General features: G+C 72.4%; 13 protein-coding genes. 7 read left to right on the top strand and 6 right to left on the bottom strand.

Features of this window, described 5'->3' with window-relative positions:
- Nucleotides 1-124 precede the first annotated feature (124 nt).
- Entirely contained in the window at nt 125-2830 is a 2706-nt protein-coding gene (locus AB0C12_RS35900) for an EAL domain-containing protein (RefSeq protein ID WP_360554704.1), read from the top strand.
- Nucleotides 2831-2832: 2 nt separating this feature from the next.
- On the opposite strand, the gene AB0C12_RS35895 is transcribed toward AB0C12_RS35900, so the two are convergent.
- The gene (locus tag AB0C12_RS35895) at nt 2833-3324 is read right to left on the bottom strand and encodes an anthrone oxygenase family protein (RefSeq protein ID WP_360554703.1); all 492 of its coding nucleotides are present in this window, start codon (nt 3322-3324) and stop codon (nt 2833-2835) included.
- 32 nt (nt 3325-3356) lie between these two features.
- Nucleotides 3357-4562 (bottom strand): helix-turn-helix domain-containing protein, encoded by a 1206-nt coding sequence (locus AB0C12_RS35890; protein WP_360554702.1) that lies wholly within the window; start codon nt 4560-4562, stop codon nt 3357-3359.
- Between the two features lie 85 nt (nt 4563-4647).
- On the opposite strand from AB0C12_RS35890, the gene AB0C12_RS35885 reads away from it, so the two are divergent.
- Nucleotides 4648-6306, top strand: coding sequence for an FAD-binding dehydrogenase (locus AB0C12_RS35885; protein ID WP_360554701.1), 1659 nt, complete (start codon nt 4648-4650; stop codon nt 6304-6306).
- Between the two features lie 228 nt (nt 6307-6534).
- On the opposite strand, the gene AB0C12_RS35880 is transcribed toward AB0C12_RS35885, so the two are convergent.
- A complete protein-coding gene (locus tag AB0C12_RS35880) occupies nt 6535-7032 on the bottom strand; it encodes a MarR family transcriptional regulator (RefSeq protein ID WP_360554699.1) in 498 nt (165 codons plus the stop codon).
- Between the two features lie 98 nt (nt 7033-7130).
- Between AB0C12_RS35880 and AB0C12_RS35875 the strand changes: the two genes are divergently transcribed.
- The 4 genes from AB0C12_RS35875 (at nt 7131) to AB0C12_RS35860 (ending at nt 11319) form a co-directional block, all read left to right on the top strand.
- Nucleotides 7131-7505, top strand: coding sequence for a DoxX family protein (locus AB0C12_RS35875; RefSeq protein WP_360554697.1), 375 nt, complete (start codon nt 7131-7133; stop codon nt 7503-7505).
- An 81-nt stretch (nt 7506-7586) separates the two neighbouring features.
- Nucleotides 7587-9218 carry a glucose-6-phosphate isomerase gene (pgi, locus tag AB0C12_RS35870; RefSeq protein ID WP_360554695.1) on the top strand — a complete coding sequence of 544 codons (1632 nt, stop codon included), beginning with the start codon at nt 7587-7589 and terminating at the stop codon, nt 9216-9218.
- Between the two features lie 48 nt (nt 9219-9266).
- Complete coding sequence (locus tag AB0C12_RS35865) at nt 9267-10361, top strand: winged helix DNA-binding domain-containing protein (protein WP_360554694.1); 1095 nt, start codon at nt 9267-9269, stop codon at nt 10359-10361.
- Between the two features lie 103 nt (nt 10362-10464).
- A complete protein-coding gene (locus AB0C12_RS35860) occupies nt 10465-11319 on the top strand; it encodes an IS481 family transposase (RefSeq protein WP_360554692.1) in 855 nt (284 codons plus the stop codon).
- Between the two features lie 22 nt (nt 11320-11341).
- Here the strand turns inward: AB0C12_RS35860 and AB0C12_RS35855 are convergent, their stop codons facing one another.
- Nucleotides 11342-12295, bottom strand: coding sequence for an FAD-dependent oxidoreductase (locus AB0C12_RS35855; protein WP_360554691.1), 954 nt, complete (start codon nt 12293-12295; stop codon nt 11342-11344).
- A 137-nt stretch (nt 12296-12432) separates the two neighbouring features.
- Between AB0C12_RS35855 and AB0C12_RS35850 the strand changes: the two genes are divergently transcribed.
- The gene (locus tag AB0C12_RS35850; protein ID WP_360554690.1) at nt 12433-13332 is read left to right on the top strand and encodes an SCO2521 family protein; all 900 of its coding nucleotides are present in this window, start codon (nt 12433-12435) and stop codon (nt 13330-13332) included.
- Between the two features lie 19 nt (nt 13333-13351).
- Here AB0C12_RS35850 and AB0C12_RS35845 read toward each other — a convergent pair whose 3' ends face one another.
- Nucleotides 13352-14308, bottom strand: a complete 957-nt coding sequence (locus AB0C12_RS35845) for an SCO2522 family protein (RefSeq protein ID WP_360554688.1) — start codon at nt 14306-14308, stop codon at nt 13352-13354.
- Nucleotides 14305-15216 (bottom strand): SCO2523 family variant P-loop protein, encoded by a 912-nt coding sequence (locus AB0C12_RS35840; RefSeq protein WP_360554686.1) that lies wholly within the window; start codon nt 15214-15216, stop codon nt 14305-14307. The genes AB0C12_RS35845 and AB0C12_RS35840 overlap by 4 nt, the downstream gene beginning before the upstream one ends.
- Nucleotides 15217-15218: the final 2 nt, after the last annotated feature.

The following is a 15218-nucleotide window of genomic DNA, read 5'->3' as shown; positions in this document are numbered from 1 at the left end:
CGCCGCCGGTCCGCGCGACCGACGGCAAGCTGGGCCGCGAACTTCTCAGGTGGCCGCCCGCCCGCCCGATCTCGACGGTGACGTCACCCCGCCAGGGGGTGACCGGAGGCGGGGGAGGGTTCTGATGATCGTCAGGCACCGGCCTTCCGCCACCGTCGTCGTCGGCGTCACCGTGGTCGTGTTCGCCGCCTGGATGGCCACCGGCCTGGGCGGCGGTGCCGTGACCCGGGCCGTCGCCGACGTCGGCACGCTCCTGATGACCCTGGCCGCCGGCCTGGCCTGCCTGCTCCGCGCCGCCCGCCGGCGCGGCCGCATGAAAGTCGCGTGGGCCGCCATCGGCCTGGGCGCGCTCGCGTACAGCTTCGGCGCGGCCGCGTGGACGGTCACCGAGGTGGTCCAGGGCCGCGAGGTCCCGTTCCCCGGGTTGCCGGACCTCGGCCACCTCGCCATGGTCCCGCTGGTCGCGGCCGGTCTGCTGGCGGTCCCGGTGGGCCGGCAGTCGATGGCGCACCGGATCCGCAGCATCGTCGACGGGCTGATGATCGCCGCCTCGCTGCTGCTGGTGAGCTGGATCGTCGTGCTGGCGCCGCTGCTCGCCGCGGGTGCCGACAGCCGGCTCGGCCGTCTCGTGCTGCTCGGCTATCCGATCGGCGACGTCGTGCTGGTCACCGTGGCCCTCTACGTGCTGGCCCGGCTGCGCCGCGGCGGCCGGGACACCGGGCCGCTGCTGCTCATCGTGGGTGCCACGGTCACGCTCGGCGTCGCCGACAGCGCCAACCTGTACGTGTACCTGCACCAGGACCACCGCGCCGGCGGCATCCTCGACGTCGGCTGGTTCGCGGGCTTCGCACTGGTCCTGCTGGCCGCGCTGCGCCCCGGCACCGCTGTCCACGAGCCCGGTCCGGACGGCGACGCCGCGGGTGACCGGCAGTCGTTCGCGCTCCTGCTGCCGTACGCGGCTGTGCTCACCGCGCTGGCGTGCAGCGTCGTCCACTACGCCGTGTCCGGTGAGGCGGACTCGTTCTTCGCCGGCTGCCGCACCCTGCTCATCGTGCTGATCATCGCCCGCCAGCTGCTGACCCTGCTGGAGAACCGGCACCTGACCCGGCACCTGGAGGCCCGGGTCGCCGAGCGCACCGCCGACCTGCAGGCCAGTGAGCTGCGCTTCCGCGCGCTGGTGATGCAGAGCTCGGAGTCGGTCGCGGTGATCGACGCCGACTCCACCATCCGGTTCCAGAGCGAGTCGGTGGAACGGATCTTCGGCTATCCGGCCTCGGTGCTGCTCGGCCTCCGGCTGCTCGACGTGGCCGGGCGCCGCGCCGCGCCCCGGATCGCCGCCGCCCTGGAGTCGGTCCGCGACCAGCCGCTCGGTGTCGTGGTGGCCGAGGTGCCGCTGCGACACCGGGACGGCCGGATCCGGCTCGCCGAGATGACGATCACCAACCTCGTGCACGACCCGTCGGTCCGCGGCTACGTGCTCAACACCCGCGACATCCACGACGCCACCGAGCTGCAGGAACAGCTCGTGCACGAGGCGTACCACGACGCGCTGACCGGGCTGGCCAGCCGGGCGCTGTTCCGCGAGCGGGCCCTCGAGGCCCTGGCCCGGGACCCCGCCGGCATCGCTGTGCTCCTGCTCGACCTCGACGGCTTCAAGGAGATCAACGACAGTCTCGGGCACGCCGCCGGTGACGCCCTGCTGGTGCAGATCGCCGCCCGGCTGCGCACCGCCGTGCGCGACGGTGACACCGTGGCCCGCTTCGGCGGCGACGAGTTCGGCGTGGTCATCGAGTCGCCCACCGCGCGCGCCGACGCCGAGAGCGTCGCCGGGCGGATCGCGGCGGCCATGGAGGAACCGGTACGGGTCGGGGAGCGGGACCTGCGCGTCGCGGTCAGCATCGGCCTGGCCTGCGGCGCCGACGCCGGCGACATCGACCAGCTGCTGCGCAACGCCGACCTGGCGATGTACCGGGCCAAGGCGGCGGGCGGGGCCGGGCTGGCCGCGTACGATCCGGAGATGCTCGCCGGCCTGGTGCAGCGGCTGGAGCTGGAGGCCGACCTGCGCCTCGCTTTGGAACGCGGGGAGCTGGCCCTGCACTACCAGCCCACCGTCGACCTGCGGACCGGCGAGATCGTCGGCTTCGAGGCGCTGGTCCGCTGGCACCATCCGGCCCGCGGCATGGTGTCCCCGCTGGACTTCATCGGCATCGCCGAGGCGACCGGCCTGATCGTGCCGCTCGGCCGCTGGGTGCTCACCGAGGCGTGCCGGCAGGCGGTGGCCTGGGGCGCGGGCCGCACCCGGCGGCTCAAGATGGCCGTCAACGTGTCGGTGCGGCAGTTCGAGCACGGCGACCTGTCCGAGATGGTGGCCGAGGTGCTGGCCGAGACCGGCATGCCGGTGGACCAGCTGTGCCTGGAGATGACCGAGAGCGTGCTGCTCACCGACACCGACGAGAACCTCACCCAGCTGCAGCGGCTGAAGGCGCTGGGCGTCACCGTGGCCATGGACGATTTCGGTACGGGCTACTCGTCGTTGGCGTACCTGGGCCGCTTCCCGATGGACGTCCTGAAGATCGACCGCTCCTTCGTGGACCGGCTCGGCGGCGACCGCGAGGACGAGGCGCTGGTCCGTACGATCGTGCGGCTGGCCCGCAGCCTCGGCATGAGCACCGTCGCCGAGGGCATCGAGGACGCCGCCCAGCTCGCGGTCCTGCGGGAGCTCGACTGCGACCTGGCCCAGGGCTTCTTCCTGTCCCGCCCGCTGCCCGCCGCCGAGGCGGGCCGGGTGCTCGCCGAAGGCCTGGCCCGGGCGCTGGCCGTCCCGGCCTGAGGTCAGCGGACCTGCCCGCGGACGACCAGCGCCCAGCACAGGCTGCCGAACGCCGCCGTGGTGGCCAGTGCGCGGACCAGGTTCCAGGTCGTCCAGCGGGCCGCGTCGAAGCGCTCGCGGATCTCCGCCAGGTCGGTGATCCGGTCCGGGTCGCCCGCCGCCTTGAGCGCGTCGTTGAGCGGTACGTGCACCACCACGGTGATGACCGCCACCAGGACGTTCAGGGCGACCGCCACCAGCAGCCACGGCAGCAGGCGCCGGTCGGTGTTCAGCCCGGCGGCCGCGGCCGTGCACAGCACTGCCCCGACGAAGCCGGTCATGAACCACGGGTTGATGATGGCCCGGTCGACGGCCTGGAAAGCGCCGACGAACGTGCGGTCGTCGGTGCTGCCCAGCCCCGGCATGACGGTGTGCTGGTAGAGGCCGTAGACGCCCGCCATCAGACCGGTGGTCATGGTCGCTGCCACGAGCGCCGCCACCCTCAGTGTGTACATGTGATCAGTCAACCGGTGCGGTGCCGGGCAGGCTATCGCCGGGACTCCACACTGCATACGCGAGCGTCCAGGCGCTGCTGGTGCAGGGCGATCTGCAGCGCCAGCCGCGCGTCCGGGTCGTCCAGCGAGTCGCCGAACAGCCGCCGGAGCTTGCGCATCCGGTAGCGCACGGTCTGCGGGTGCGCCGGCAGCGCGGCGGCCGCGGCGAGCACCTGCCCCTGGGCCCGCAGCCAGGCCAGCAGGGTGGCGGACAGCACCTCGCGGTCCGCCGGGGCGAGCGGTCGCAGCGGCGTCAGCCACCGCGCCGCGAGCCGGTCACTCAGCCCCGGCTCCCACGCCGTCACCAGTGCGACCAGGTGCTCGTCGCAGCGCAGCAGCGCCCCGGCCGGCAGCATCCCCTCCTGCTGCAACTGCAGGGCCCGGCGCGACAACCGGTACGACAACCGGGCCTCACCCAGCGGAACCGCCGGTCCCAGCGCCGCCCGCCGCCCGGCCAGGGCGGCCGTCAGGTGGGCGAGCCGGCCCGGGGTCGCCGGCTCGGGCAGGATCAGCCGGGTGGCGTCGGCGATGACCGTGGCGATCGTGCCGCTGCCCGCCCGCCGGGCCAGCTGCTCGCCGTCGGTGCCCTCCACGCTGACCACCGCGACCGAGGCCGGCACGGGCCAGCGGGCCGCGTCCGCGGCGGCCGCGATCGCCGCGCCGCCGGGCGGGTCCGGCTGCACGAGCAGCGTGATCAGCCGCCGCCGGGTGGTGTCCCAGTCGCGGCCGTGCTGGCGCTGCTCGTCGAGGTAGCCCTCGGCCGCCGCCCCGGCGAGTGCGTCGATGAAGCCGAACAACGCCGAGGCCAGGACGTACAGCACGGCCGGGGGCAGCTCCCGCTCGACCAGGTACGCCCAGATGGCGCGCCCGCCCAGGGTGAGGATCGAGCGCAGCGCGTCGACGTCGTGACCCTCGCGGAACTCGGTGCGGCCCAGCCCGACGAACACCGCCCGCGGACCCGCGAGCTCCCGGGCCGGCTCCGCCACCGCCCCGACGAACGCGTCCACCGCCGTCTCGACGCCCAGCGTGAGGCCGCGCCCCTGGCCACCGGTGAGCGACCGGCCCTGAGCGCTCATCGCCGTACGCATCGTGCGCAGCACCCGCTCGTGCAATCCGGCGCGCTCGGCCCGCAACCGCTCACCGACGCCCGCCGGCAGCTCCGCGACGCGCGGCTCGATGTCGAGGAAGGCGTCCGGCACGGTTTGTCACCCCGGTGATAAAGCGTGGGCGGAAATCCGCCTCGGTGGACCACCATCTTGGCACGGTGATGCCTAGCGTGAGGGCATGGACGCAGATGTGATCGTGGTCGGGGCGGGACTGGCCGGACTGGCGGCGACCGCCGAGCTCGCCGACGCGGGCCGCCGGGTGCTGCTGCTCGACCAGGAACCCGAGCAGAGCCTGGGCGGGCAGGCGTTCTGGTCGTTCGGGGGCCTGTTCCTGGTCGACTCGCCGGAGCAGCGGCGCATGGGCGTGCGCGACTCGGTCGAGCTGGCCTGGCAGGACTGGCTGGGCAGCGCCGCGTTCGACCGCGAGGAGGACCACTGGCCGCGGCAGTGGGCCCGGGCGTACGTGGACTTCGCCGCCGGTGAGAAGCGGGCCTGGCTGCGGGCCATGGGGCACCGGCTGTTCCCCGTGGTCGGCTGGGCCGAGCGCGGTGGCGGCACCGCCGAGGGGCACGGCAACTCGGTGCCGCGTTTCCACCTGACCTGGGGGACCGGACCCGGCCTGGTCGAGCCGTTCGAGCGCCGGGTGCGCGCGGCGGCCGAGCGGGGACTGGTCCGGTTCGGCTTCCGGCACCGGGTGGACGGCCTGGTCAAGACCGGCGGGGTGGTCACCGGGGTGCGGGGCCGCACGCTGGCGGCCAGCGGGGTCCGGCGCGGCGAGTCCAGCTCGCGGGAGGAGACCGGCGATTTCGCGTACGAGGCGCAGGCGGTGATCGTCACGTCGGGCGGCATCGGCGGCGACCACGACCTGGTCCGCAAGGCCTGGCCGGCCCGGCTCGGGGCCCCGCCCAGGCGGATGGTCGCCGGCGTCCCGGCACACGTGGACGGCCGGATGCTGGGCATCACCGAGCAGGCCGGCGGGCGCGTCGTCAACCCGGACCGGATGTGGCACTACGTCGAGGGCCTGCGCAACTGGGACCCGATCTGGCCGCAGCACGGCATCCGCATCCTGCCCGGCCCGTCGTCGCTGTGGCTGGACGCGACCGGCCGCCGCCTCCCGGCGCCGCTGTTCCCCGGCTTCGACACGCTCGGCACGCTCAAGCATCTGATGGCCACCGGCTACGACTACAGCTGGTTCGTGCTGACCCAGAAGATCATCGAGAAGGAGTTCGCGCTGTCGGGCTCGGAGCAGAACCCCGACCTGACGAACAAGAGCATCCGGCAGGTGCTGGGCCGGGTCCGGGCGGGCGCGACCCCGCCGGTGGAGGCGTTCAAACAGCACGGCGCCGACTTCGTCGTGGCGCCGACGTTGGACGAGCTGGTCACCGGGATGAACAAGCTGGCCGCGGAGAGCGACGGCCCGGCCCTGGAGCTCGACGCGGTACGCCGCACGATCGAGTCCCGCGACCGCGAGATGACCAACCCGTTCAGCAAGGACGCACAGGTCACCGCCATCCACGGGGCCCGGCGCTACCGCGGCGACCGGCTGATCCGGGTGGCCACGCCGCACCGGCTGCTGGACCCGGCGGCGGGCCCGCTGATCGCGGTCCGGCTCAACATCCTGACCCGTAAGACCCTGGGCGGCCTGCACACCGACCTGTCGGCCCGGGTCCTGCAGGCGGACGGCTCACCCCTGCCGGGCGTGTACGCGGCCGGCGAGGTCGCGGGCTTCGGCGGCGGGGGCATGCACGGCTACAACTCCCTGGAAGGCACCTTCCTGGGCGGCTGCCTGTTCTCCGGCCGCACCGCCGGGCGCGCCGCAGCCGCCGCAACCGCCTGACGCCACGGCCGCCGCAACCGCCTGACGACGCGGCCCGCCGCCCGGGGCCGCGTCACGGCGGCCTGGCCGCCCCGGGGCCGCGTCACGGCGGCCTGGCCGCCCCGGGGCCGCGTCACGGCGGCCTGGCCGCCCGGGGCCACCTCGATCCGCCGGGGCGATCAGCCGGCGGCGCGCCCGGTAGCGCGCCGCCGGGAGTCGTCGGACCCGTTGCGGCCGGTGGTGCGGTTGTCAGCCGCGTTCGCCGTACCGTGGGGGTCCTGGGCAGTTTCCCGGTGTGACGCCGCGCAGCACCCGCTCGCTGATCTCGCCCAGCTGGCGCAGCTGCGCCGGGGTGAGCGCGTCGACGACCAGCCGGCGCACGCCGGCCACGTGCTCCGGGGCGATCTGGACGATCTTGGCGTAGCCCTCGTCGGTGAGGATCGCGTTGGTGTAGCGGCCGTCGGCCGGGTCCAGCTCGCGGCGCACCCAGCCGCGCCGTTCCAGCCGCTTGATCAGGTGGGACAGCCGCGACAGCGAGCCCTGGGCGAACTCCGCCAGGGCGCTGATCCGCATGGTGCGCCCGGGGGCCTCGGACAGCCCGGCCATGACGCCGTACTCGAACTGGGTGATGCCGGCCAGGCGCTGCATCTGGCCGTCGAGGGTGGCCGGCAGGACCACCATGAGGGCGGCGAAGCTCTTCCATGCCCGTAGCTGCTGCTCATCGAGCCAGTTCACCTCGTCGCCCACCCGGCCATCGTAGCTGAACGTTCACGTCACTCCAGGTTGACCGTTCAAGTCCCAGGGCCTACGGTTCACTAGAACGTTCAACTTTCGAAGGGCTCTCCATGAACACTGTGCTGTGGATCGTCGCCGGTCTGCTGGCTGCCGCCTTCCTCGTCTCCGGCCTCATGAAGGTCCTGCGGCCCAAGGAGGAGCTCAAGAAGGCCGGCATGGCGTGGGTCGACCTGTTCTCGCCCGGCGCGGTCAAGGCCATCGGCGCGGTGGAGGCCCTCGCCGCGATCGGGCTGATCCTGCCCGCGGCCCTGGACATCGCCCCGATCCTGGTCCCGCTGGCCGCGCTCGGCCTGGGGCTGGTGATGATCGGTGCGGCCATCACCCACGCCCGGATGAACGACTACAAGGGCATGGCGCCCAGCATCGTGCTGTTGCTGCTGGCGGCCTTCGTCGCCTGGGGCCGATTCGGACCGTACGCGTTCTGAACGGTTCCAGTTCGCGGCGAGCCGCTTCGATCCGTGCCACGATGAACGCGATAGTTCTGGTCCAGGCGGGAGTCAAAGGCAATGAGCGAACACGTTTCCGACAGCGCCGAATGGCAGGCAGTGCAGGGGCACGCCGAGAAGTTCTCGAGTGTGCACCTGCGCGAACTGTTCGACAGTGATCCACGGCGCGGCGAGCGGCTCACCGCCCAGGTGGCGGACCTCTACGTGGACTACAGCAAGAACCTGGTCACCGACGAGGTCCTGGCCGCGCTGGTCGCCCTGGCCGAGCGGGCCGGGCTGCGCGAGCGCACAGCGGCCATGTTCGCCGGCGAGCACATCAACGTCACCGAGGACCGGGCCGTGCTGCACACCGCGCTGCGGCTGCCCCGGGACGCCACTCTGGTCGTCGACGGCCAGGACGTCGTCCATGACGTGCACGAGGTGCTGGACCGGATGGGCGCGTTCACCGACCGGGTCCGCTCGGGCGAGTGGACCGGCGCCACCGGGCAGCGGATCAGGACGATCGTCAACATCGGCATCGGCGGGTCGGACCTCGGACCGGTCATGGCGTACGAGACCCTGAAGGCGTACGCCGACGCGGGCCTGGAGTGCCGCTTCATCTCCAACATCGACCCCACCGACCTGTACGCCAAGACCCACGACCTGGACCCGGCCACCACCCTGTTCGTGGTCGTGTCCAAGACCTTCGGCACGCAGGAGACGCTGACCAACGCCACCGAGGCCCGCAACTGGCTGCTGGCCGGGCTGAGCGGCGACCAGAGCGCGGTGGCCAAGCACTTCGTCGCGGTCAGCACCAACGCCCAGCGGGTGGCCGACTTCGGCATCGACACCGAGAACATGTTCGGCTTCTGGGACTGGGTCGGCGGGCGTTACTCGCTGCCCTCGGCGGTCGGCCTGTCGGTGATGCTGGCGATCGGCAAGGAGCGTTTCGGCGAGTTGCTGGCCGGCTACCACGCCGTCGACGAGCACTTCCGCACCACGCCGCTGGAGCGCAACGTGCCGGCCCTGCTCGGGCTGCTGAACGTCTGGTACGACACGTTCCTCGGGGCCCAGTCGCACGCGGTGCTGCCGTACTCGCAGTATCTGCACCGCTTCCCGGCGTACCTGCAGCAGCTGACCATGGAGAGCAACGGCAAGCACGTCCGCCTGGACGGCTCCGCCGTGGACTTCCAGACCGGCGAGGTCTTCTGGGGCGAGCCCGGCACCAACGGCCAGCACGCCTTCTACCAGCTGATCCACCAGGGCACCAAGCTGATCCCGGCCGATTTCATCGGCTTCGCGGTGCCCAACCACGACACCGGCGAGATGCACGACCTGTTCATGTCGAACTTCTTCGCCCAGACCAGCGCGCTGGCGTTCGGCCGCACCGCCGAGCAGATCGAGGCCGAGGGCGTGCCCGCGGAGATCGTGCCGCACAAGGTGATGCCGGGCAACCACCCGACCACCACCATCCTGGCCGAGAAGCTGACCCCGTCGGTGCTGGGCCAGCTCATCGCGCTCTACGAGCACATCACCTTCACCCAGGGCACCATCTGGCAGATCAACTCGTTCGACCAGTGGGGCGTGGAGCTGGGCAAGGTCATGGCCAACCAGCTGGCCCCGCTGCTGACCGCGGCCGAGGCCCCGGGCGCGGACAACGACTCCTCGACCGACACGCTCATCGCCCGGTATCGCACCCAGCGCGGACGCTGACGGCTCAGGGCGCCCCTTTCTGTCGCAGGGGCGCCCTAAGCTGCGTCTGTGGATCTGACGACGACGCAGGCGCTGGCCCTGCGCATGCGCAGTTTGCTGCTCACCCCGCCACACCCGGTCGCGGACGTCGCCGGGGTGGTCGAGTGGTTCGGCGCCATGCAGGCGCAGGACATGGCGAGCGGCCTGTGGTCGCTGGGCGTGCGCCTGCCCGGCTGGACGGTCGGCGACGTCACGGCGGCTCTGGAGCGCCGGGAGGCGATCCGGACGTGGCCGATGCGCGGCACCGTGCACCTGGTGCCGCCGGCCGACGCACGGTGGATGCTCGAGCTGATGGGCGTGCGCGCCCTGGCCGGGGCGGCGAAACGCCGCCAGACCATCGGCCTGTCCGAGGCGACGGCCGAGCACGGCGTCGAGGTCCTGGCCGCGGCCCTGAAAGGCCACCGGCTGACCCGCGCCGAGTGCCTGGCCGCTCTGGCCGAGGCGGGCGTCGAGCTCGGCCCGAACATGGGCTACCACCTCCTCTGGTACGCGAGCCAGAAGGGCGTCTCCTGCATCGCCCCGCACATCGGCAAGGAGCAGACGTTCGTGCTGCTCGACGAGTGGGCGCCCGAGCCCAACCGGCCGGAGCGCACCGAGGCGCTGGGCATCATGGCGCTGCGCTACTTCCGCAGCCACGGGCCGGCGACCCGGGCCGACTTCGCCCGCTGGACCGGCCTGACCATGACCGACACCCGGGCGGGCGTCGCCGCGGCCGGCGACCGGCTCACCACCGTCCGGGTCGACGGCACCGAGATGATCGCCGACCCGGCCCTGCTCGACACCACCCCGGCCGACGTGGCCGGCGACTGGGCCGCCCTGCCCGGCTTCGACGAATACGTCCTGGGCTACAAGGACCGCTCGCTGATGATGGACGACGAGCACCTGGCCGCGGTTGTTCCGGGCGGCAACGGCGTCTTCCGCTCCACCCTGGTCCGCGGCGGCCGGGTGGTCGGCACCTGGACCCGCACCCTGGGCAAGAAGGCGGTGACCATCGAGATCCAGCCGCTGGCCGACCTCGGCCCGGCCGAGCGGGCCCGGGCGGAGGAGATCCTCCAGCCGTACGCGGCCTTCGTCGGCCTGCCCGCCCAGATCCGCTGGCCCTAGCTCTAAAACTGCCGGATATTGTTGACACTTTCGGGTCTCCTATCCGTAGGAGACAGCGTGCCCCCGTCACTCGAACAGAAGCTGGAACGCCAGGCGCAGCCGCTTGGCGGTACTGCGCCACGCCGAGGAAGTCACTGGCAACGTTGCCCGGACCTGCCGCTACTACGGGATCAGCCGGCAGACGTTCTACAAGTGGCTACGCCGCTATCAGGACGAAGGACTGGCAGGCCTGCGTGACCGCTCGAGCGCCCCGCGCCACTGCCCGAACGCCACCCACGCCGACATCGTCAACAAGATCGTCCATCTGCGGCAGAATTATCACTTCGGCCCGGTCAAGATCCAGATGTACCTGAAGCGGTACCACGACATCACGATCACCAGCTCAGCGATCTCCAACATCCTGGTCCGTCTCGGCCTCAACCGGCTTCCCGCATCGCAGCGCTACACCAGCCGCGAGAAACGCTGGAAGCGCCATGAGAAGCCACTGCCCGGCAACCGGCTCCAGATCGACGTGAAGTTCATCGAACCGATCGGTGTTCCCGCCGAGGCGGCCCCGGCCAAGACACCGGTCCTCGGCGCACTGCCTAAGCAGCGACGCCGCGCGAAGTATGACCAGTTCACCGCCATTGACGACTGCACCCGGCTACGCGTGCTGCGCATCTATCCCCGCTGCGATCAGAAGACCGCCATCCACTGGCACGTGCTGGACAAGGGCATCGCGCACACCTACATCAAACCAGCGTCGCCGCACCTCAACGGCAAGGTCGAGCGCTCGCATCGCATCGACGCCGAGGAGTTCTACCGCATGCTCGCCGGTGTCGTCATCGATGACACCGGCGTCTTCAACGACAAGCTGCGCGAGTGGGAGGACTACTACAACTACCATCGCCCGCACGGCGCCCTGGACGGCCAGACGCCCTACGAACGCCTCAAGTGGAAGACCCAGACCCCGGTGTAAGCGATCTTAGGCAGTTGCACACCTAGACCAGGGCCCGGACGATCTCCAGCACGCTGTCCGCGCAGCCCCACGACAGGCTGACCCCGGCGCCGCTGTGCCCGTAGTTGTGCACCACGTGCCGTCCGCCGAGCGGCACGTGCTCGAGCCGGATCTCCGGTCGCTGCGGCCGGATGCCGGTGCGATGCCCGAGCACGCACGCCGCGGCGATGGCGGGCACGATCCCGGCGCACCGGGCGATGATCCGCGCGGCCACCTCCGGATCCGGCTCCGGGTCGCTCTGTCCCTTGTCGGCGTTGCCGCCCAGCAGCAGCACGTCACCCTGGGGGAGCAGGTAGGTCATCTCCTCCAGCTCCTCGGTGTGCTCGGCGAAGAACTCCCGCACCCCCGGATTGCGGACCGCCACGAGCTGCCCGCGGATCGGATCGACGGCCGGGTCGGGCACCAGCTCCCGCGCCCCGACGCCGGTGCAGTTCACCACCACCGGCACCGAGCCCTCGTCGAGCGAACGCACGTAGCCGATCTCCACCGTCCCGCCCGCGGCCACCAGCCGCCGCTCCAGATAGTCCAGGTAGGGCGGCATGTCGATGATCGGCGCGGTGTACCGCCAGCCGCTGCTGAAGTCGTCCGGCAGCTCGGCGGCCGCACACTCGCGGAAGCCGGGCAGGTCGTGCGCCCAACCGGGGGACGGGATGCGCCGGCGCGACGCCTCCACACCGGGCACGAGCTTCACCTCGGGTCGGCCCGCGTCGACCAGGTCGCGGAAGACGTCGTAGCTGCGGGTGCTCCACTGCGGCACCAGCGGGTGGTTGGCGTAGAGGGGGTCCCAGATAGCGCCGGCGGCGGCCGAGGTGGTGTGCTCGGGCCGGCACTGGGTGCGGACCCGCACCCGCAGGCCGGCTTCCGCCAGCGTCACGCCCGTGGTGAGGCCCAGGACGCCGGCGCCGATGACCATGACTTCCGGGCGGACGGGGCTCATGCCTTCACCGTAGAGTCGGAAGGCGACAGCACCCGCCCGCGGCGCTGCTCGTTGCGGCGGCCGGGGGTGATGCGGTCCAATCGCGGATCGGGCGGCGCGCGGGGCGCGGCCGCGACCGGCCTGCCCTGGGAGCGCCGATGCTGATGACCGGCGAGGTCCACACCGCTCTGCTGCGCGGGCCCGGTCCGCTGGGCCCCGGTCCGGCCCGCCGCCTGGTCGACCTGGTGGTCGGCGAGCCCGTGCTGATGTCGCACCGGCCGATCGCCTACGTACGCTCGCCGGCGATTCCGGTCGGTGTCGACTGTGCGATCGCCCCCGCGCGCCGGGAACGAGGGGTCGGCACCGTGCTGCAGCACGCCTCGGTCACCGGCGGCCACGTCGTGCAGGGCTCCGCCGCCGCAGTCCTGGTCCGGGCCGAGGGCAGCGCCCGACGCCCCTGGTCGCACTACCTGACCCGGCCGGGTGTGATCGAGACGCTGGGCCGAGCCACGGGCCACGAGCTCGCCGCCGCCCTCGCCGGTACGGACCGGCCCGGCGACGCCCTCGACCTGGGCGCCATCGCGGGCCGGGTGGCCGACCGCGTCCAGCGGTCGGCTCCGAGCGGCGGCCCAGCCCGGCTCCGGGCCTCGCGGACCCGGCTGCGATGGACGGCCCGCACCGGTGCGGAGCCGGTGGTCCGGTTCTCGGTCCGCTCCGACGGGCTGCGCCTGCTGGAGCTGTCGACCGGCGACGACCCGCTCCAGCCCGCCGCAGCGACCGCCCTCGCCGAGGACGTGGCACTGCACGACTGGTTGTTGAGCACCCTGCTGGAGATGGTCGAAAGGAGCGCGATCGGGGTGATCGAGCGCCGGGCGTCCCTGGAGCGGCTGCTGCCGGCCATCGACTACCTGCTGCACCTGTGGATGCCCGGCGCTCGCGGTCCCGACGTCGTCAACGCGGTCTGGACCGCCCTGGACCGGCGGCCCGGCTTCAGCCGCCACTGGGACACGCTGGTGCACCGGATTCGGGACCAGCTGTCGGTCGCGAGCGGACGGTGACGCCGGCGGCGACCCGCCGCTACAAGAACGCGTAGCGGATCCGGTCGACCACCTCGTCCGGCAAGGTGATGCCTTCCGCACCGGCCCGCTCGCGCACCGGCCCCGCGACGGACGCGGCCACCGCGACCTGGCTCAGGATGGTCCGCACGGCCAGCTCGACCGGCAGGAAGCGGGCGGCCAGCGCGGAGAACGTCCGGTAAGCGCGGAACGGCGCCGCGCCCGCGTTCAGCTGTACCACGGCCGGCATCCGCGACCAGTCGTCCGACCCGTCCGCCGGGTCCCACGGCTGCGGGTCACCGACCGGCTCGCCGAGGTGCCGGATCAGCCCGAGCCGTTGCAACTGCCAGACCGCCGCCAGGAACGGGCACGACCAGCGCGGCTGGTCGGCGGGCCCGTTCCACAGCTCGATGTCGACGAAGATCGAGTGGTGCCGGGCGGCACTCTGCCGGGGTGGCTGCCAGGGGCTGGGGACCGCCATCGCCGATGCGGGCGCCTGTCCGCTGCGTTCCCCGTTGCTCAACCAGCCGCTCACGGCCGTCGGTGGCCGGCTGCCATTGTCATTCTGGGGCGGCTCGGCCACCAGATGCTGCCGCACCAGGGTCGCCACGTCGACGCCGTCGGACACGGCACACCCGGATTCCCGGGCGACGTAGTCGATGGTCAGTCCGGCGGCCGCCGCGGCCGCGATCAGGTCGGCCAGCACCACCCGGGGCGTACTGAACCGGGTGAAGTAGTCGTCGATCAGAAAACAGGTGCTCACCCGCGGCGGTCGTTCCCCGAGCTCGTCGGCGCAGGCCTGGACGGCGGCGGCGACCCATGGGCGAACGGCCTCGAACTGCGCCCGCAGCCGGGCCGGGCCGGCCGCGAAGTCCTCCATGTACAGATGTCCCAGCTCGATGGACAGGTGGGAGAGCGGGACCGCACGCGTCACCGGCGTGGCACTTTCCTCGGTGAAGACGCTGTCATAGGTGCTCACAGGCCGATCCAGGCTTCGTCGTCGACGAGCTTCCCGGCGAGCAGATCGAAGGCGTGCACGGTGCGCTCGTTGGCGATGCGGTGCAGCCACATGTCATCGTCGGAGAGCAGCTGCTCCTGCCACTGCAGCACCGGATCGAGCGGGATCTCGCCCAGCACGGCGCCACGGCCCACGCGGTGCCGGGCCGCCAACTCGTGCAGCCGCTGGTCGCAGAAGTCCAGCCAGGCCAGCTGCTCCGGTCGCAGCCCCGCCTGGTCCGGCGACGAAGGATCGGGCACCGCGGTGCGGACGAACCGGATCGCCGCCGCTAGCGTCGCGGGATCGTGCCCGAGCTGGGCGCCGGACCGCAGGATGCCCTGCTTGCCGTGCACCAGGGAGCTCGCCGCGATGATGTGCTGACGGGTCCAGCGGTGGAACACCAGCCAGCGAGCCTGGATGTCCGGCCGGGTGGCAGTGGCGGCGAGCACGATCTCGGTGGCGTACGACCGTCCCGCGCTGAGGTCCACGATGACGAGGTCGAATTCCTCGTCGGCGCGGATCAGCAGGTCGGCGCAGCGCTCGACGATGCCGGGATGCGCCGGGAACTCGCCGCGGCCCCGGTCGCCGGGATACAGAGCCAGCCGGCCGGCCCCCGCCGGGCGCCCCCGCAGCACATCCCGCTCGGAATCGGCCCAGACGTCGAGACGTCGCGGGGCGGGCCGGCCGTCCATCAGATAGCTGTGCAGCCCGCCGTCCGGTACGCCGGCGAGGGCGCCGGGTAGATCGAAGATGGCGCCGGCGGTCGGCGACCCGAAGTCGAAATCCAGGTAGCAGCAGTCGCCGCCGCGCAGCGCGTGCCGGTAGACCACGTTGCTGCTGGTGACTGACCGACCGGTGCCGCCCTTGTCGGAGGTCGCGAAGACGAGCACTG

This window comes from Actinoplanes sp. NPDC048967 (assembly GCF_040649415.1).
In the GTDB taxonomy this organism is placed as follows: domain Bacteria; phylum Actinomycetota; class Actinomycetes; order Mycobacteriales; family Micromonosporaceae; genus Actinoplanes.
This window is presented reverse-complemented; position numbering and strand designations above follow the sequence as displayed.

What these genes read in the sequence shown, in the direction of transcription:
- AB0C12_RS35875 (WP_360554697.1), top strand. Translation starts at nt 7,131, where the DNA reads ATGAACACTGTGCTGTGGATCGTCGCCGGTCTGCTGGCTGCCGCCTTC.
- AB0C12_RS35895 (WP_360554703.1), bottom strand. Translation starts at nt 3,324, where the DNA reads ATGTACACACTGAGGGTGGCGGCGCTCGTGGCAGCGACCATGACCACC.
- AB0C12_RS35855 (WP_360554691.1), bottom strand. Translation starts at nt 12,295, where the DNA reads ATGAGCCCCGTCCGCCCGGAAGTCATGGTCATCGGCGCCGGCGTCCTG.
- AB0C12_RS35850 (WP_360554690.1), top strand. Translation starts at nt 12,433, where the DNA reads ATGCTGATGACCGGCGAGGTCCACACCGCTCTGCTGCGCGGGCCCGGT.
- AB0C12_RS35885 (WP_360554701.1), top strand. Translation starts at nt 4,648, where the DNA reads ATGGACGCAGATGTGATCGTGGTCGGGGCGGGACTGGCCGGACTGGCG.
- pgi (WP_360554695.1), top strand. Translation starts at nt 7,587, where the DNA reads ATGAGCGAACACGTTTCCGACAGCGCCGAATGGCAGGCAGTGCAGGGG.
- AB0C12_RS35900 (WP_360554704.1), top strand. Translation starts at nt 125, where the DNA reads ATGATCGTCAGGCACCGGCCTTCCGCCACCGTCGTCGTCGGCGTCACC.